Source organism: Acinetobacter calcoaceticus, from assembly GCF_016508255.1.
GTDB classification, from domain to species: domain Bacteria; phylum Pseudomonadota; class Gammaproteobacteria; order Pseudomonadales; family Moraxellaceae; genus Acinetobacter; species Acinetobacter calcoaceticus_E.
Genome location: NZ_JADVKT010000010.1, coordinates 1 through 17504 on the forward strand (window position 1 = coordinate 1; position 17504 = coordinate 17504).

Annotated in this window: 17 protein-coding genes and 2 pseudogenes; 10 read left to right on the forward strand and 9 right to left on the reverse strand. The window is 38.5% G+C overall.

The features are described 5' to 3' along the window. Positions 1–62 precede the first annotated feature (62 nt). Together I5515_RS15750 and cysK are read left to right on the forward strand one after the other, a co-directional pair. The gene (locus I5515_RS15750; RefSeq protein WP_199968441.1) at positions 63–605 is read left to right on the forward strand and encodes a GNAT family N-acetyltransferase; all 543 of its coding nucleotides are present in this window, start codon (positions 63–65) and stop codon (positions 603–605) included. A 302-nt stretch (positions 606–907) separates the two neighbouring features. Further along, a complete protein-coding gene (cysK, locus tag I5515_RS15755; RefSeq protein ID WP_199968444.1) occupies positions 908–1906 on the forward strand; it encodes a cysteine synthase A in 999 nt (332 codons plus the stop codon). A gap of 53 nt (positions 1907–1959) precedes the next feature. On the opposite strand, the gene I5515_RS15760 is transcribed toward cysK, so the two are convergent. The 4 genes and pseudogenes from I5515_RS15760 to I5515_RS15775 all read right to left on the reverse strand — a co-directional run bounded on the left by I5515_RS15760 (position 1960) and on the right by I5515_RS15775 (position 4152). Next, a complete protein-coding gene (locus tag I5515_RS15760) occupies positions 1960–2568 on the reverse strand; it encodes a lytic transglycosylase domain-containing protein (RefSeq protein ID WP_199968452.1) in 609 nt (202 codons plus the stop codon). Between the two features lie 279 nt (positions 2569–2847). Continuing rightward, the gene (locus I5515_RS15765; RefSeq protein WP_320159799.1) at positions 2848–3051 is read right to left on the reverse strand and encodes a DUF2798 domain-containing protein; all 204 of its coding nucleotides are present in this window, start codon (positions 3049–3051) and stop codon (positions 2848–2850) included. Positions 3052–3085: 34 nt separating this feature from the next. Beyond that, positions 3086–3648, reverse strand: a pseudogene (locus I5515_RS15770) (flavodoxin family protein). A gap of 18 nt (positions 3649–3666) precedes the next feature. Further along, entirely contained in the window at positions 3667–4152 is a 486-nt protein-coding gene (locus I5515_RS15775) for a DUF2938 domain-containing protein (RefSeq protein ID WP_199968454.1), read from the reverse strand. An 80-nt stretch (positions 4153–4232) separates the two neighbouring features. On the opposite strand from I5515_RS15775, the gene I5515_RS15780 reads away from it, so the two are divergent. From I5515_RS15780 to I5515_RS15795, 4 genes are all read left to right on the forward strand, one after another. Further along, positions 4233–4637, forward strand: a complete 405-nt coding sequence (locus tag I5515_RS15780) for a helix-turn-helix domain-containing protein (protein WP_199968456.1) — start codon at positions 4233–4235, stop codon at positions 4635–4637. 148 nt (positions 4638–4785) lie between these two features. Further along, positions 4786–6045: an esterase-like activity of phytase family protein gene (locus I5515_RS15785; RefSeq protein ID WP_199968458.1), complete on the forward strand. Its 1260-nt coding sequence runs from the start codon at positions 4786–4788 to the stop codon at positions 6043–6045. Between the two features lie 215 nt (positions 6046–6260). Then, positions 6261–8642: a YgiQ family radical SAM protein gene (locus I5515_RS15790; protein WP_199968459.1), complete on the forward strand. Its 2382-nt coding sequence runs from the start codon at positions 6261–6263 to the stop codon at positions 8640–8642. Between the two features lie 317 nt (positions 8643–8959). After that, entirely contained in the window at positions 8960–9460 is a 501-nt protein-coding gene (locus I5515_RS15795) for a DUF2726 domain-containing protein (RefSeq protein WP_199968460.1), read from the forward strand. A 79-nt stretch (positions 9461–9539) separates the two neighbouring features. Here I5515_RS15795 and I5515_RS15800 read toward each other — a convergent pair whose 3' ends face one another. Then, a complete protein-coding gene (locus I5515_RS15800; protein ID WP_199968461.1) occupies positions 9540–9893 on the reverse strand; it encodes a RidA family protein in 354 nt (117 codons plus the stop codon). Between the two features lie 225 nt (positions 9894–10118). Between I5515_RS15800 and I5515_RS17575 the strand changes: the two are divergent. Beyond that, positions 10119–10205 (forward strand): annotated as a pseudogene (locus I5515_RS17575) (hypothetical protein). A 4-nt stretch (positions 10206–10209) separates the two neighbouring features. Here I5515_RS17575 and dinB read toward each other — a convergent pair. From dinB to I5515_RS15820, 4 genes are all read right to left on the reverse strand, one after another. Beyond that, positions 10210–11265: a DNA polymerase IV gene (gene dinB / locus I5515_RS15805; RefSeq protein ID WP_199968467.1), complete on the reverse strand. Its 1056-nt coding sequence runs from the start codon at positions 11263–11265 to the stop codon at positions 10210–10212. Between the two features lies 1 nt (position 11266). Then, positions 11267–12025 carry a GH25 family lysozyme gene (locus I5515_RS15810; RefSeq protein ID WP_199968468.1) on the reverse strand — a complete coding sequence of 253 codons (759 nt, stop codon included), beginning with the start codon at positions 12023–12025 and terminating at the stop codon, positions 11267–11269. Between the two features lie 77 nt (positions 12026–12102). After that, positions 12103–13494, reverse strand: coding sequence for a multidrug transporter subunit MdtD (mdtD, locus tag I5515_RS15815; RefSeq protein ID WP_199968469.1), 1392 nt, complete (start codon positions 13492–13494; stop codon positions 12103–12105). A gap of 202 nt (positions 13495–13696) precedes the next feature. After that, on the reverse strand, positions 13697–14320 hold the full coding sequence (locus I5515_RS15820) for a TIGR00730 family Rossman fold protein (RefSeq protein WP_199968470.1): 624 nt from the start codon (positions 14318–14320) through the stop codon (positions 13697–13699). Between the two features lie 326 nt (positions 14321–14646). On the opposite strand from I5515_RS15820, the gene I5515_RS15825 reads away from it, so the two are divergent. The 3 genes from I5515_RS15825 (at position 14647) to I5515_RS15835 (ending at position 17469) form a co-directional block, all read left to right on the forward strand. After that, complete coding sequence (locus I5515_RS15825) at positions 14647–16239, forward strand: TerC family protein (RefSeq protein ID WP_199968471.1); 1593 nt, start codon at positions 14647–14649, stop codon at positions 16237–16239. A gap of 72 nt (positions 16240–16311) precedes the next feature. Further along, positions 16312–16779 carry a YchJ family protein gene (locus I5515_RS15830; protein ID WP_199968472.1) on the forward strand — a complete coding sequence of 156 codons (468 nt, stop codon included), beginning with the start codon at positions 16312–16314 and terminating at the stop codon, positions 16777–16779. Positions 16780–16824: 45 nt separating this feature from the next. Next, complete coding sequence (locus I5515_RS15835; RefSeq protein WP_199968473.1) at positions 16825–17469, forward strand: trimeric intracellular cation channel family protein; 645 nt, start codon at positions 16825–16827, stop codon at positions 17467–17469. Positions 17470–17504 lie beyond the last annotated feature (35 nt).

The window sequence follows — 17504 nt, forward strand, 5'->3', positions numbered from 1 at the left end:
ATACTTTCATACTATTTCGTTTTTTGCTTATGATATAAGCAATTAAAATTGAGCTTCTCCCTATGCAATTTGAAATTATCGCGGCACAAGACCTAAATAATCAACAGCGACAACAGATCGCAGAGCTATGTTTTGCTGCTTTTGATGAAGATCCTTGGACTCAATATACCTTTATGCAAACTGCTGTTCATATAGTAGGCATATTAGATAATCACATTGTGTCACATGCTTTATGGACAGATAGAATTTTCACCTTCAAAGATTATGTCAATGTAAAAACCGCTTATATAGAATACGTGACTACTGACTACAATATGCGAGGGAAAGGTCTTGCCTCACAATTATTAAGATATTTAACTGATACTTTAATTACTTTAGATTATGAACTTGCAGCATTACAACCCGAAGATGAGACATTCTATAAAAAATTAGATTGGATTTCGTGGTGGGGGGATTTATACATTAAACAAGATGCTTCTACTTATTTGACAGATGAGTATGAAATTATGCTATTCCCGTTGAGTACTAAGTTGAAAGATCTATTATCAGATGCTTCAGATAATGATTATATTTGCACAGATTGGAGAGAGGGGGAAGTCTGGTAAATCTCGCTACCTAACATTTTGAACAGACATTAGCTTTAGTGTTTGGCCATAAGATTAAAATATAGCCAGAGACCATATTTTTTATGTGGTATCTGGATAGATAAACAAATGTGTCTGATGTAATGGATTAATTTTAAAGTAGTTTTTTAAATTATTGTTTAAACATAATTAATAAGAATAAATCTACGATAAGACACGGTGTTAATTTAATAATTTAAGCTTTACTTAGCTTTTGTACTTTTCTGTTCATTAGAGAAGCTTATAATGATTAAGAATCATTCCAAATCTAATAAGGATATAACATGTCTACTGATCAGCAATTTCCAACACCCAATAATTTAGGGATCGCAGTTTATTCAAATAATGCAGAAGCAATAGGGAATACCCCTTTAGTTCGTATCAATCGTTTGATTAAAAGTGATGCAACCATATTAGCAAAAGTAGAGAGTCGGAATCCTGCATTTTCTGTGAAATGTCGTATTGGAGCGGCACTTATTGCAGATGCAGAAAAGCGTGGCATGTTAAAAGAAGGCATGCATATTATTGAACCAACCAGTGGTAACACAGGGATTGCATTGGCTTTTGTTGCAGCGGCCAAAGGCTACCCAATTACTTTAACTATGCCTGCAAGCATGAGTCTTGAGCGTAGAAAAGTATTAAAAGCACTCGGCGCTAATTTGGTTTTAACTGAACCAGCGAAAGGGATGAAAGGTGCAGTTGATGAGGCTGTACGATTAGCAACTGAACAACCAGATGTTTATTTTCTGCCTCAGCAATTTGAGAACCCAGCGAATCCGCAAATCCATGTCGATACAACTGGCCCTGAAATTTGGCAAGCAACAGGTGGGCAAGTCGATATTTTGGTTGCTGGCGTAGGTACTGGTGGCACGATTACGGGTATTTCTCGTTATTTCGAACAAGTTCAAAATAAACCTTTGTATTCTGTAGCAGTTGAACCTGCCGAGTCTCCAATTATTACTCAAACCAGAAATGGTGAGAATATTACACCTGCACCGCATAAAATTCAGGGAATTGGTGCAAACTTTATTCCAAAGAATCTGGATTTAGATGTTGTTGATGAAGTCTTACCTATAAGCAGTGAAGAGGCAATTCAGTGGGCAAGAAATTGTGCAACGCAGGAAGGTATTTTAGTAGGTATCTCAAGTGGGGCTGCTTTAGCAGCCGCTGCTAAAATTGCAGAGCGCCCTGAAAGTGCTGGTAAAACAATCGTTGTGATTCTTCCAGACAGTGGGGAACGTTATTTATCTTCTGTTCTGTTTGAAGGTTTATTTGACGAATAATATTAATTATAAAAAAAGCCCATCAATAGATGGGCTTTTTTATTCGACCTTATTTATATCGCGCTTTTTAAAGTTTTTTGATGATGTTTAATAGATCGAGCATATTTTTTTGCTTTGTGACGTGTCCAGAAGCTTCGCTCATAACCTGTCGGCCCCACATTATAATAGGCAGTAGCTTTGAACCAGCTGTCCGCTGTTTGATAGTAATGATTTAAAATATATGCACCGCATTGGATGTTTGTGGATTCATCATACAAATTACCAGCACAAGTTTGTTGCCAGTAGCTTGGAATAATTTGAGTTAAACCAACGGCTCCAGTAGGAGAACGAGCATTAGTATTGTAGTTAGACTCTTGTCGAATAACTGCCGCAAGCAGGAGTGGTGGGACATTATATTGATCAGCACTTTGAATAATCATTGGAGATAAACGATTTGCTGTATTTGAAGGAACTGAATAAGCTTTTTGTAAGCCCGACGAGAGTTTATTTGAACGCCAAGAAAATGAGCCACTATTGGGGCCTAAGCTTGTGCATCCCGTCATTATTGTCATCAAGGCTATGATAAAAAATTTGAGACTAAAGATGTGTAATTGTGTTGGTTCAAAACGATTTTGGGTGAAAGATGAGATAAGCAAAATACAAAACCAATAATCAAGCTTCAAATGAAATCATAGTATTCAGCCGTAACTATTGGATCAATATAAGTTCTGTTGCTCAACACAACCAAAAAGTAAGAATTTTGTATAATTGAAATGAAAAAACCCCGACATCCTGTCGAGGTTCTTTCGTATTCAGCTTATGTAGCTAACTCCTGTCAACTACCGCTTCCTGCGTTCTTATTCTTCTTCAATGAGACATCCTGTCTCTCTATGTTTCATATACTATAAAAAAATATTAAAGCTGGATATTCGTTAATGACCACAAGTTTTGTACGTTTTAACTTACAGACGTACGTTGTCCACTTTCTTAATTACGACGTTGACTGTTTTCTCTACTAAAGGAGCGCCAATCAATACACTTGGGAAAGCTAACACCCATGCAATAATGCAGGCGGATAATCGTAATAAAACTGAGTGATGATTTAGTCCTATTAGTTTAAAAGTTGACATATCCGAAACTATAAATGACACCATCCCAGATAAAATTAAGAGGAATGAAAGTCTCTATGCTTTCATAGTTTTATATCCCTTCATAAGCATTTAGGGTCAATGCAAAATTTTCCCCAAACAGTTGAGCAGTTTTAATATCTCCTTCATCAAAGCTATCGGGATTACTGGCGTGTTCAGCCTGAGCCATTAGGCCTGACCATGAGCCGAGACGGTTAGCTGCTTGAGCATAGGGAATACCTTGATGCTGCTCGGGTAAGATTTACCCACCCATAACATGCCATGTTGCATGCAGAAGGTAAAAAGTGAAATGAGTGTCGACTGCTTATCACCTGCGGGAAGGGAAGAAACTGTAAACCCAGCCGCCAGTTTTCCTTTAAAGCTCTGTTTTTTCCATAATGGACCAGTTGCATCCATGAGTTGTTTTAATTTTGAGGCCACTCCGCCTAAATAAGTCGGAGATCCCCAAATTAAACCGTCATATTGAATTAGGGATTCGGCGTTATCGATAAGATGTTCAGCACTGAGTAGATCTACTTCAATATTTTCTTGGCTCAATATACCCGTTTGAATTTGCTGAGCAATAAATTGGGTATGTCCCTGACGACTATAGTAAATAATGGCAACATTTTTCATGGGCGGTTTTCTCTTTATTTAAATTTGAAATAGTTTTGCAGTGAGATATAAACCACAGCCAAAAACACTATGGTTAAGCAAACTTTTTAGAGAGTTCAAAAAGGGATGAGGTGTTTTTGAAGAGAAAAAACCACTGCCCATCGCGGGTTGCATAATCAAAAATGGAATAAGAACCGTGACCACACCAAACAATAGTGCTGAGTAAAATTGAGGATGAGTGAGCCAAGTTTGGCCTACAATAAAAATAAAACTAAATGCAAAAATAACCCCAACGCTATAGTGCGCAATCCAACCTAATAAATATTCCCTCTTAATTTGAGGGCTTTGAGCAATGGATTGATGTACTAATTTACCTTGGAATATCCAGCCAACCCAGCGTCCAAGAAAGGTGAAATTTAGGGTGGGAACCTTAAATATTTTTAACAAAAACAGCCAGATATCCATAATTATTGTTGCACCAATACCAAGACATAAAACTTGAAAGAACAATGTAGAGATATTCATTTTTACACCTACTTTTATACGCATTAAACGTGATAAATTTATTGTGCAAGTTCAAGTTCACTTGAAGTCAAGGGGGTATTATGGATATTGGTGAAGTTGCTAAGAAAGCAAAGGTCACAACTGCAACACTACGTTTTTATGAAGAGAAGGGATTAATTAAGTCAATAGGCCGGCAAGGTTTAAGACGGCAATATGGTAAACAGGTACTTGATCAACTGGCATTAATTGCTTTAGGCCGTGCTGCGGGTTTCTCTTTAAATGAAATTGCCACTATGTTTGGGCAAGATGGTAAGTTTGATCTTGATCGAAAAAAACTTAAAGATAAAGCTGAACAATTAGAGCAAATGGCAAAGCGACTACATTTTATTAGTCAGGGATTACAACATGCGGCAGTGTGTCCTGCTGAAAATCACATGCAATGTCCAACTTTTCAGAACTTTTTAAAAGCAGCAATTGCTGGAGAATATCAGCCAACAAAACTTTAATTAACTTGTACTGAAGAAATTTATTTTTACTGTGTATTTAACAGTTAGATTTGTCATATTTTTGCCATAAAGATTTCATCTTTTTGAAGTGAAAACTTCATAGAAGCTTGATTAAATTTGCTTAATTTTTTACCAATTGGATAAAACTATGAGCAAAAAAACTTTAATAACAATATTATGCTGCGCCAGTTTTGGATTAACAGCATGTAACGATAATAGCGATCAAGAACAAACTTCACCTACTGAAAACGTTACCGAACCCACATTAATTTCTTTTGCCAAGCTACCTGTAGAAACTTATGCTGCTGGCCCTGACTCTGGTGCATATGTGAAAGGTGCAAACGGTATCTATCCGCCATTTAAGGGTCAGCCTGTACAGGGTTTTTCTGCTGCATTAAAAAATGAAGATGGCAGTTATATGGCAATGGCTGATAATGGTTTTGGAACTCAAGATAATTCGGCAGACTTTTTACTTCGTATTTATAAATTAAAGCCAGATTTCAAAACTAAACTTAAAGGTACGGGGCAAGTTACTGTACAAGGCTTTATCCAGCTACGTGATCCAAATAAATTAGTTCCATTTAATATCGTAAATGGTAATACATCTGAGCGTTTGTTAACAGGTGCTGATTTTGACCCAGAGTCAATGCAACGTGCCAATGATGGGACTTATTGGATTGGAGAGGAGTTTGGTCCGTATTTACTTCATTTTTCAGCAGATGGAGTGTTGTTAGATGCTCCGATTGCTTTGCCAAATCCATTAAATCCAACTCAAGAATTACGTTCACCACAAAATCAGTTTAATAAAGCGCAAATTAATTTTGTAGAACCTTTGGTTCAGCAAAGTGGTGGTTTTGAAGGAATGGCGATTTCGCCAGATGGACAATATCTCTATCCTCTTATAGAGAAACCACTTAAGTCAATTCGGGAAACGGAAAGACAATTATTGATTTCTCAATTTGACCTGAAGAAAAAAGCTTATACAGGCAAATATTATTGGTTCCAGTTAGATAGTAAAGCAACCAATATTGGAGATTTCCAGCTCTTTAGTGATAAAGAAGGCATTATTATTGAGCGTGACGCAACTCAGAATAATTTAGGGGGTTATAAAAAATTAATCCGTATTAAATTGAATGAGTCAGGCCAGTTAGTAAGTCGTGAGGATTTAGTCGATTTAATTAAAATTGCTAACCCGAATATGCTGTATGGCACGGCGAGAGCAGGGGATATAGGCACAGGACAGACTTTTGCTTTCCCATTTGAAACCATTGAGGATGTCATTATTGAAAATGGTACAACGCTTACTGTCTTAAATGATAACAACTTCCCTGGTTCAACAGGACGTAACGCAAAATTGGCTGACGATAATGAGATTATTCAGATTCGTTTACCGAAAGCATTGTTCTAAGTCATGTAAATAAATTGTGTTAAAGCTGCGGCGGATTTTATTCCGCCGTATTTATTTCTAGAATAAAATCTTGAACAAACTTTAATCGAATTAATTTCTACATGGTTGTTTTCGCATGTTTTATAAACAGGGAAAATGAATGAAATTCATGTTAAAATGATCGGCTTTCATCTTTAGATGTCTCTCCTCCATCTGCTAGCCGAGATTCGCAAGCCATGTCTACCGCTTATACTATGCAAACTGCGCCAAAAGCGTTGTTTGATTACGACAAATATTGGGCGTCGTGTTTTGAACCAGCACCATTTTTGCCGATGTCACGAGAAGAAATGGACCAACTCGGCTGGGATGCGTGTGACTTTATTTTAGTATGCGGTGATGCGTATATTGACCATCCGTCATTTGTATCAGGCGTGATAGGACGTGTTCTTGAAGCACAAGGCTTTCGTGTCGGAATCATTGCACAGCCAGACTGGACCAATGCCGAAAGTTTCCGAGTTCTAGGTAAGCCAACGATTGCCTGGGGTGTGACCGCAGGGAATATGGATTCGATGATCAACCGTTATACGGCAGATCGTAAAATTCGTTCAGATGATGCTTATTCTCCAAACAATGAGCCAAACAAACGTCCTGATCGTGCAGCAACTGTTTATTGTCAACGTTGTCGTGAAGCATTCCCAGATGTACCCGTGTTATTAGGTGGAATTGAAGGCAGTTTGCGTCGTATTGCACACTATGATTATTGGTCAGATAAAGTCCGTCGTTCGATTCTGATGGACTCTAAAGCCGATTTACTCATGTATGGTAATGGTGAGCGTGCCATTATTGATGTGATGCATCGTTTGGCTAAAGGTGAAAAAATCCACGAGATTACTGATGTTCGTGGTACAGCATTCATTATTAATAAGCATAACAAAGCATCAAAAGCAAAGTTCGTTGAAGTTGCAAGTAATGATGTAGATACGATTGGGCGTGTTGACCCAATTATTAACCCTTATGTCATGACTGAAGATATTGATGGTTGTGAAGTTGAAAAAGAAAAGGGTAATTCATTAGCTCAGTATCAAGACTTCCAAAAAGAGATTGTTGCAAATCCGATTGTGCGTGAAGGCGACAAACTAGATGATGACACTCAAATCGTTCAATTAAAGCCAGCACCGTCAAAAGCAATTAAACACAAGTTGCCTCCACGCGAGTTGGCTGTAATTCGTTTACCTTCTTTTGAAGAAGTGTCAAATGATCACGTGCTTTACGCACATGCAAACCGTATTTTGCATCTTGAGACTAATCCGGGTAATGCCCGTGCCTTGGTTCAACGCCATGGTGAGCGTGATGTCTGGATTAATCCGCCTCCAATTCCTCTAACTACTGAGGAAATGGACTATGTATTTGATTTACCTTATGCACGTTTGCCGCATCCAACATATGGCAATGCACGTTTTCCTGCATTTGATATGATTAAATTCTCGGTCAACATTATGCGTGGCTGTTTCGGTGGTTGTACGTTCTGTTCGATTACTGAACATGAAGGCCGTATTATTCAGAACCGTTCGGAAGACTCGATTTTACGCGAGATCGAAAAAATCCGTGATACAGCACCAAACTTTACAGGCATTATTTCAGACTTGGGTGGCCCAACAGCAAACATGTACCGTTTGCATTGTAAAGACCCTGAAATTGAAAAGAACTGCCGTAAACCTTCTTGTGTATATCCGGGCGTTTGTCAGAACTTGCATACCGATCATGCACCTTTAGTGCAGCTTTATCGTAAAGCACGTGCGATTAAAGGTGTGAAGAAAATTCTGATTGGTTCAGGTTTACGTTATGACCTTGCGGTACTAAATCCTGAATATGTAAAAGAGCTGGTACAGCACCATGTTGGTGGTTATTTAAAAATTGCTCCAGAGCATACCGAAAATGGCCCTTTATCTAAGATGATGAAGCCGGGTATTGGTACGTATGATCGTTTCAAACAAATGTTTGACCGTTTCAGTAAAGAAGCAGGAAAAGAGCAATACTTAATTCCTTACTTTATTGCTGCACATCCGGGTACTTCAGATTATGACATGATGCACCTTGCAATCTGGCTTAAAAAGAATGGTTTCCGTGCCGATCAGGTACAGACCTTCTATCCATCGCCAATGGCAACAGCAACTACCATGTACTATTCGGGTAAAAACCCGCTCGCGAAAGTGGCACGTTATACTGAAAAAGTTGACATTGTGAAAGGTGAGAAGCGTCGTCGTTTGCATAAAGCATTTTTACGTTACCATGATCCAAACAACTGGCCATTACTGCGTGAGGCCTTGAAAGAAATGGGCCGTGCTGATTTGATTGGTAATTCGAAGCAGCATTTGATTCCGACTTATCAGCCACAAGGTACTGCCGAAGGTGAATATAAGTCTGCACGTAAGAAAAACTCGTCTGTGGCGGGAGATTCAGCAAAACGTGGTCAGGGGCAATCTCGTTCAGCAGCAGGGCAAAACCGTCCACAAAAAGGACAGGTTTTAACCCAACATACTGGCTTACCTCCTCGCGAGACGGGAGAGAAAAGACCGTTTGGTGGAAAAAGTAAGCCAAGATCTAAAGCACGCGGTTAATGATAAAACAGGCTCTTAAATGGAGCCTGTTTTGTTTCTAGAATGTATATTTAAATCGCATAGTGAGATTTTTGAGGGTTTAAAGTACAAAAAGAGTAACTAAAAATGATAATTTCCATAAATCTGACGAGCTGCACTTGATTGTTGTTGACTCTATGATTATAAATAATGTGAGGGTGGCTAAATTTAAGCCAAGCTTGATAACTACAAGTGAAATTACTACTAAGTGAACCTTTTAAAGAACGGCTGTGTCGTTATCAATTAAAACAAAGTGTGATCTAGCAAAATCATTATAAAAAACTTAAAGGATTAGGCCCATGTATTATCTAATTACAATCTTATTATTATTTTTGGCTGTTGTTATGGCAGTGAAAAGTCTTTCGCGAAGGCATCAACATGATAGTGCTTTAAAGCGCCGTGCAGTATTAACAAGTCATGAGCAAATGACTTTAACCCGCCTGCAAACAGTTTTACCTAAATTTACAGTTTTGGCCCATGTGTCCTTCGATGCATTATTAACGACAAAATATGCACACACGCGTCGAAAATATCAAAATATGGCTGCTGATTTTGTTGTACTTGACCAAAATTTTCAAGTTGTTGTGGTTGTTGTTCTTGGGGAAAATGGTCTACGCCGAGCGCATCAACAATATGAACGTCGACTATTACAACTCGCGGGTTATCGCGTGCTGCATTATAGTGAAGTACCTGATTATCATGATTTAAGAAGAGATTTATTAACTCCTGAAGCAGAGATGGCGACGTTACATACAACTCCGCAGCTAGAGAGAATATCAAATGCTTTTGTTAAGTCTTAAAAAATTTAAAAGCAGTAAAAAATTGAGCAATATTTTTCATTATATTGCTCAATTTTAAGTCTATTTAAAATGATAATAATTATGGAAGTACAGCAACCACTGTCATTTCTACAAGTACGTCTGGCGCATAAAGTTTAGACTCAACACAAGTGCGTGCTGGAGGGTTTCCTTCACTAATCCATGCCTCCCAAACCTCATTCATTGCTGCATAATCTTTTTCGATATCTTTTAGAAAAATTATGACAGAAAGGATATGGCTTTTATCTGTTCCAGCTTCTGCTAATAAACGGTCAATATTATCTAAGGTTTGCTGAGTCTGTGCTGTAACATCAACGCTTGTATCATCTGCGAGCTGTCCTGCTAAGTGTACTAAATTACCTGAAATTGCAACTTCGCAGTACCGTGAAGTAACGTGTAAACGCTTTACCGTCATAAGAATGCTCTAGAGTGGCTTTATTTAATAGTTTTGATTTTATGAAGAGTTGCTATGCAGGTGCAAGCCAGTAGAAAAGAATTTCAGTAGATTATTGTGATGAGAAGAATAGAGTAGCCATGTATCAGAAGAGCCCTGCAATATTCGGATTTGGTCGTCACGCCAATCACAGGACGATATGCCGAAAGTAAAGGTTGCTTTTGGCATGTTGCAAATACATGGGTAATGAATATGCGCTGATTAGGTTACTCTAAACTTGGAGTAAAAGGGAATAGCTTTTGTTCAAAAGTTGCTCTTTTGGGTGAAAATTAGACAATCACCAAAGGTTAAGTTGAAAGTCATCTGCTTGGGTTTGTAACTGATAAACTCCGATACCAATTAAGCGAAATTGGAAATGTTCGGGAATCTGCATTTCATTTAATAATAAAAATAGAACTTGGATTAAGTCTTGTAGCGACTGGATAGGCCTTTTAAAGCTTTTACTATGTTGCAAAGTCTGAAAATTTTTGAGTTTAAGCTTGATATTAACACCACGCGCATTGAGTTGTTTTTTTTCGAGGCTATGCCAGACTTTTTCGGCTAATCCCTGCCAATAGGGCTGGCATTGAGCCAGAGTAAAATCACTATCGAAAGTTGTCTCTTTTGAAATTTGTTGGCGAGCTCTTTCCGCTTGAACAGGCCTGTGGTCAATTCCTTGTGCATATAGATAAAGTTGTTGCCCATATTTACCAAAGTGGTGAACTAAAATAGCTTCTTCAATTTTTTGTAAGTCACCTAAAGTATGTAACTGAAGCTGCTGCAATTTTTCTTGGGTGACTTTACCCACTCCAGGAATTTTTTTAAGTGGAAGGTCTTGAATAAAATTGGCAACCTGCGAAGGTTTTATTACGCATAAACCATTAGGTTTGTTCCAGTCAGAAGCAATTTTTGCCAAAAACTTATTAGGTGCTACACCTGCCGATGCAGTCAGTCCTGTTAACCGAAAAATATCTTCCCGAATGTGCATGGCGACTTCAGTTGCACTTGCAATTTGTTTTAAGTTTTCAGTAACGTCTAAATAAGCCTCATCTAAAGATAATGGCTCAATAAGAAGCGTATATTGCTGAAATATAGAATGAATTTGAGCTGAAACTGTACGATATTTTTCAAAATTTGGCTCAATAATAACGACTTGAGGGCATAGTTTTCTTGCCTGACTCATCGACATGGCTGAACGTAAACCAAATTCACGGGCAGGATAAGATGCTGCGGCAATCACAGCTCGCGGATGGTGAGATGAAATAACAACGGGTAAATGCCTTAATTCAGGGTGTTCCCGTAGCTCGACTGATGCATAAAAGGCATCCATATCGATATGAATGATTTTGCGCATATTATTGTGCTTTCACGATGCCTTGCTGCTGTAAAAATTGTTGCCATTGCTTGACGGACCCCTCATAGACATTGATATCTACAGGTTTTATTATCCCTTCAATTTTACCCTGATTACTGTGCTGCCAAAAGAGCCATTTTCTTTTGTCTTTGAGTTCAGGGTTAGCTTCATAGTCACGTACCCAAAGCGGAGTATTTGTAAAATTTCCAACTAAGACAATATGATAAAAAGTTCTAGAAATATAAAAGATGGGCTGTTTACCATAATGTTGTTTTAAGCGGTCATGCATGATGCCAATTTCTTTAATTAATTGTTCTTTGGTGTATGCATTAATACAGTTACTGTCGTATTCCAGATCAATAACTGGCGGAAGCGCATCTACTTTTTTAGGCACTGTCGCAATAAAGTTATCTGCTTGCGTTTTACCATCACGACAGAGTCGATAAAAATGATAAGCCCCCACATGAAAGCCATGTTCACGCGCTTTGAGCCAGTTCTCTTGAAATTTTGAATCTTTGTAATCACCGCCTTCTGTCGCTTTTAAATAAACGAATTGGAATTTTTCAGGTGAGATTTTTTTCCAATCAATATCTCCTTGATGATGAGAGATATCAAATCCTTGAACGGGATAATCTTGTGCGATAGCCTTTTGTTGATAGAACAAACCGAAATAAGCCAATACCCCCATAACACATGCTAGGCCAACTCCGATTAAGGTATTGTAGTGCCGTGTAAAAAAGGTTTTTGCCAATTTGGTCATGCAAAACTCATTAAAAATGTGAAGCTCACATCATAGCGTGATTGGTGAACCAGAAACCACGCTAAAAATGCAACAGCCTATATGGATGTATCTTTAGGAATTTGCCAGAAAATAAATGCAGTAATCACATTGATACAGCCTAAACAAATTAAAGTGACATGAAACGCTGTTGTCACGTGATCCGCGCCATAATAATCAGTAAATACATTGATGAGTGTGCCCGCCAATGCAACACCAATACTCATCGATAGCATCATAATCATGGATAAAAAACTGTTACCGCTACTTGCATCTTGCTGAGGTAAATCTTTTAAGGTCAATGTATTCATTCCAACAAACTGTAATGAATTTAATGTGCCAAATAAGAAAAAGTGTAAGGCTCTGAACCAGGTTGGAGTGTCGACTGTCATGATGGCAAAAGAAGCAATACATAACCCAACAAGTGTCGTATTGATCAGCAAAAAACGTCGGTAGCCAATTTTCTGAATAATAGGTCTGACAATGGGTTTTGAAAATAACGAACCTAAGACTAGAGGAATCATCATTAAACCGGCAATAAAAGGTTCAAAACCGAAAGCCACCTGTAGCATGAGTGGTATAACAAAAGGTAAGGCATTACCACCAAAGCGGGCAAAGAAATTACCTAAAATACCGATAGCATAAATTTTGTTTTTAAAGAGCCGACTGCGGAACAGTGCATTTTGATGAGTATGAGAATGATAGGCATACCAAAGCGTTGCTATTATTCCGATCACTAACAGCGAAATGCTGAACCATTTTGAATATTCAGGGGATGCAAGGTGTTCGATACCTAAAGACCACCCGATCATTGCCACAACTAATAATATAAAACCAATCAGGTCAAATGTTTTGACGGTAGGTTCTTTTATATTTGGCATCACTTTTAATGTCATTAATATGCCTAATACGCCCATAGGAATATTAATCAAGAAAATCCAATGCCAAGTTGCAACCTCGACCAACCAACCTCCTAAAGTTGGACCAGCCAAAGGGCCAAGTAAACCTGCGAGACTCATTAAGCTCATTGCAGCTAAAAATTGGGTTCGTGGAATAATTTTTAAAAGTGATAGTCTGCCAACAGGGAGTAATAATGCTCCGCCTACGCCTTGGATGACTCGGAAAAATAACAGCTCATTGAGGCTCTGAGAAAGACCGCAACCCAAAGAGGCTAGAGTAAAAATAACGATGGCCGATAAGAAAATATTTCTCACACCAAAGCGGTCTGCTAACCAGCCACTTAAAGGAATACAGGCAGCTACAGATAAGACATAGGCCACCACTACACTGTGCATGCGTAAAGGATCTTCATTTAGATGATGGGCCATTGCAGGAATAGCAGTATTTACAATAGTTGTATCCAATGCCTGCATAAAAAAGCCAATGGAAACCAAAAGAACTAATAGACGATATTCAGGTTGCAAGGCTTGGTGAGTCGGCGTGGCATTCATAACATTTGAAAGTTAACGTTTGGGTCTAGTGTAAAACAAATTGATAGTAAAGAAAGCAAGTCAATGTTGAATACCTCTTTAGTTAATCTAAGTACTTTTATTTTCCAAAATTACCAAGCTAAATTATTCTGAATACAGCAATAAAAATAGTTAAAACAAAAAAAAGCGGGAGAACCGCTTTTTATGGAGCGTAGATAGAAAATTACACAACAAATCTTTTCGGCATTTTTAAATTTTTAATCACATTATAAATTTGATTAACATCATCACATACAATCAATTTAGCACGGTGCTGAAGTGGCAGAAAACCCTCTTGAACTGCATGGTCTAACTGGGCAATCAATGCATTATAAAAGCCATTTACATTATATAAAATCATGGGTTTTTGGTGTTGGTTGAGTTGGCCCCAAGTGGCTATTTCCAATATTTCTTCAAATGTACCCAAACCACCAGGTAATGCGACAAATGCACTTGCACGCTCTGCCATCATTGCTTTGCGTTCATGCATGGTTTCCACTACATGTAATTCGGTTAAGCCGGCATGTGCTACTTCATAATCGAGCATAAATTCAGGAATGACACCTACAGCTTCTCCGCCGTTTGCGAGAACGCTTTCAGCAACTTGTCCCATTAAACCAATACTGGCACCACCATAGACTAAACCGAAACCTTGGTCAGCAATTCCATGCGCGAGTTCAATTGCCTTTTCTCGGTAGATTGGATTATTTCCTGCACGTGAACCACAATATAATGCAATAAGAGGTTGTTTTGTTTTTACAGCTGTTATTGGTGAATCATTTACTGGCATTGTTAATACGCTATTCATTGCTTTATTTTTACCTTATCACGTTCATATTTCTTGTCTACACTAAGCAAAAGATATGACAACTTTATAAGCAGATTTATAGGAAAGACCCATGTTTTGTATGGGTTTGGTGAATGCTCTTCATGAACAAATAAAAATGATGAATTTATGTTAAATCTTGCCTATACTAAAAATTCGTTTAACAACATATGAACAAATATGGGTAGTGGTTGTAGTCGCTCCGTTTTAATTTCTTGTCCTAAAAAAACATTTTCCCTCCTTTGTATGGGCATGCCTGCTGTGTTGCCAAATAAAGATAAAACCCAATCAGCACAGGAGCAGGATCGATGATCTTTGAATGGATGTCTGATCCATCTGCTTGGGTGGGTTTAGCAACTTTAATCGTTCTTGAAATTGTATTGGGGATCGATAACCTCGTTTTCATTGCTATTTTGGCCGAAAAACTGCCGGCAGAGCAGAGAGCTAAAGCACGTATAGTGGGTCTGGTACTCGCATTAGGAATGCGTCTAATACTTTTAGCTTCAATTGCTTGGGTCGTAACACTGACTGAACCACTCTTCCATATTTTTAATCATCCATTCTCTGGTCGTGATTTGATTCTATTATTCGGTGGTGTGTTCTTGCTCTTTAAAGGCACCATGGAATTGCATGAACGAATGGAAGGCAACCAGCTTCATAAAGAAGATAATCCTGTTCATGCTGCATTTTGGATGGTCATTGTCCAGATTGTAGTACTTGATGCTGTGTTCTCGTTAGATAGTGTGATTACAGCTGTAGGTATGGTGAAAGAGCTGTCAATCATGATGGTTGCAGTTGTAATTGCTGTCGGAATCATGTTGTGGGCATCAAAACCGCTCATGGACTTTGTCAATAAGCATCCAACAGTCGTTATTCTGTGTCTTGGTTTCTTGATGATGATTGGTTTTTCTTTGGTCGTGGAAGGTTTTGGTTTCCATATTCCGAAGGGCTACTTATATGCTGCAATTGGCTTCTCTGTTTTGGTGGAAATTATCAATCAGAGCATGCGCCACAATCAGGAAAAGCTGGTTACAACCACAGACTTGCGTTATCGCACTGCCTCTGCAGTTTTACGTATGCTAGGAAGTAAAAGCAGTGGTTCTAGCTCAGATACACAATCTTCTGATAAAGAAGACGTATTAGCTACACAAGCTTTTGCAGATGAAGTCTTTGACGAAGAAAATGGTGTTTATCATAGTGTGCTTGTGCAAGGTGTTCTTGGTTTATCAGAACGTCCTGTAAAGTCTGTTATGACTCCACGACCTGAACTTGAATGGATTGATTTAGAAGACGAACCGGAAGTTTTAAAAGAACGGTTAATGTCAATGACACACTCCCGTTTGATTGTTGCACGTGGTGAGCTTGATAATATTGAAGGTATCGCGCTCACTCATAAAGTTTTAAATGGCTTTATTGAAACAGGTGTGGTCGATTTCGAAAAGCATTTACGTGAACCCGTCATTGTGCATGAAAATGCTCAAGTACTTATGGTGATGGAGCAATTACGTCAAGCGCCTTTACAAATGGCAATCGTTTTAAATGAATACGGTTCAATTGAAGGTATTGCAACGCCAATCGATATTTTAGAAGCCATTGCTGGTGAATTCCCAGATGAAGATGAGCTAGATGCAGCAGCTGAGAGCTTGGCAGATGGTTCATTAATACTTGAAGGTTCAACTGACATTCGCCACGTATCCCTTTTATTAGGTCGTGATTTGGTTGATGAAAGTGAACAGTATTCAACTTTGTCGGGTTATTTGTTATTCCATTTAGGCCGTTTACCAGAAAATGGTGAAGCTGTTGAAGCAGATGGTTATCGCTTTGAAGTGATTACGATGGAAGGCCATAAAATCGAGAAAGTTCATATTGTTTCTATCGAAAAAGATGAATCAAAAGATTAAATGACATTTCAAATCTAGAAACATCATAAAATAGCTCAACTCTGAGCTATTTTTTTATTTGAGAAACACAGAATGACTCAACACACTTGTCCATGTGGAAAAGGCAGCTATGCAGAATGCTGTGAGCCTTTACATTTAGGTACAGCAAAAGCGCTAACAGCAGAGCAGCTTATGCGTTCACGTTATAGTGCTTTTGCATTACAGCAAATTGATTATATTGTGAAAACGACTGCTTTAGGTCAGCAAAATGCGCTTGATCAAGATGCCATTGCAGACTGGAGTAAACAAAATCAATGGTTGGGTTTAGAAGTGGTTAATGCCAAAGAAAAACTAGATAAAACCCATGCACAGGTTGAATTCAAGGCACATTATCATGATGGGCAGAAAGCTCAGCTTCACCATGAGGTTTCACATTTTGTATATCAGCAACAACAATGGTTCTTTCTTGATCCAACGATAGATATGCAGGTCACCATGAAACAACCTTGTATATGTGGCTCTGGAAAAAAATTTAAACAATGCTGTGCACAATTCATATAACTTTACCTTAAAATACGCGCACCGTTTGGCCTGAGGGAAAGGGCGATGTTACTCACCGTTATTTATATTATTGCGATTACTGCCGAAGCCATGACAGGTGCATTGTCTGCTGGGCGACGGAGTATGGACTGGTTCGGTGTCGTACTGATTGCCTGTGTGACTGCTTTAGGTGGTGGATCTGTACGTGACGTATTACTTGGTCACTATCCTTTAACTTGGGTAAAACATCCTGAATATTTGGTTCTGACGTGTTGTGCTGCATTTGTCACAATCATTATTGCTAAATGGATGCGTCATTTACATAACATCTTTTTAGTGCTCGATGCCTTAGGTCTAATCGGGTTTACCATTATTGGTTGCCAGATTGCCTTGCAAATGGGGCATGGGTTTGTCGTATCGGCAGTAGCAGGGGTGTTAACTGGAGTTTCTGGTGGTATTTTACGTGACATTTTATGTAACGATGTCCCGTTCGTTTTCCGCCGTGAGCTTTATGCGAGTATCTCTTTTGTGGCGGTCATCTGTTACTGGATTTGCCAAGACCTAGGATTAAGTTTAGAACTTACCGTTATTTCAACCTTAATTTTTGGTTTTAGCTTGCGCTTGATTGCGATCTATTTTGGTTTGGAAATGCCTAAGTTTATTTATAAAGATGATGATGCGGAGTCAGCCTCTTCAACCGATGAACATTAATCATGCAGAATGCGATGTGAGCATGCTATAACAAT

Coding starts and splice junctions, on each gene's coding strand:
- dinB (WP_199968467.1), bottom strand. CDS start 11,265: ATGCGCAAAATCATTCATATCGATATGGATGCCTTTTATGCATCAGTC.
- mdtD (WP_199968469.1), bottom strand. CDS start 13,494: ATGAATGCCACGCCGACTCACCAAGCCTTGCAACCTGAATATCGTCTA.
- I5515_RS15835 (WP_199968473.1), top strand. CDS start 16,825: ATGTTACTCACCGTTATTTATATTATTGCGATTACTGCCGAAGCCATG.
- I5515_RS15790 (WP_199968459.1), top strand. CDS start 6,261: ATGTCTACCGCTTATACTATGCAAACTGCGCCAAAAGCGTTGTTTGAT.
- I5515_RS15800 (WP_199968461.1), bottom strand. CDS start 9,893: ATGACGGTAAAGCGTTTACACGTTACTTCACGGTACTGCGAAGTTGCA.
- I5515_RS15830 (WP_199968472.1), top strand. CDS start 16,312: ATGACTCAACACACTTGTCCATGTGGAAAAGGCAGCTATGCAGAATGC.
- I5515_RS15825 (WP_199968471.1), top strand. CDS start 14,647: ATGATCTTTGAATGGATGTCTGATCCATCTGCTTGGGTGGGTTTAGCA.
- I5515_RS15820 (WP_199968470.1), bottom strand. CDS start 14,320: ATGAATAGCGTATTAACAATGCCAGTAAATGATTCACCAATAACAGCT.
- I5515_RS15795 (WP_199968460.1), top strand. CDS start 8,960: ATGTATTATCTAATTACAATCTTATTATTATTTTTGGCTGTTGTTATG.
- I5515_RS15750 (WP_199968441.1), top strand. CDS start 63: ATGCAATTTGAAATTATCGCGGCACAAGACCTAAATAATCAACAGCGA.
- I5515_RS15775 (WP_199968454.1), bottom strand. CDS start 4,152: ATGAATATCTCTACATTGTTCTTTCAAGTTTTATGTCTTGGTATTGGT.
- I5515_RS15785 (WP_199968458.1), top strand. CDS start 4,786: ATGAGCAAAAAAACTTTAATAACAATATTATGCTGCGCCAGTTTTGGA.
- I5515_RS15780 (WP_199968456.1), top strand. CDS start 4,233: ATGGATATTGGTGAAGTTGCTAAGAAAGCAAAGGTCACAACTGCAACA.
- I5515_RS15810 (WP_199968468.1), bottom strand. CDS start 12,025: ATGACCAAATTGGCAAAAACCTTTTTTACACGGCACTACAATACCTTA.
- cysK (WP_199968444.1), top strand. CDS start 908: ATGTCTACTGATCAGCAATTTCCAACACCCAATAATTTAGGGATCGCA.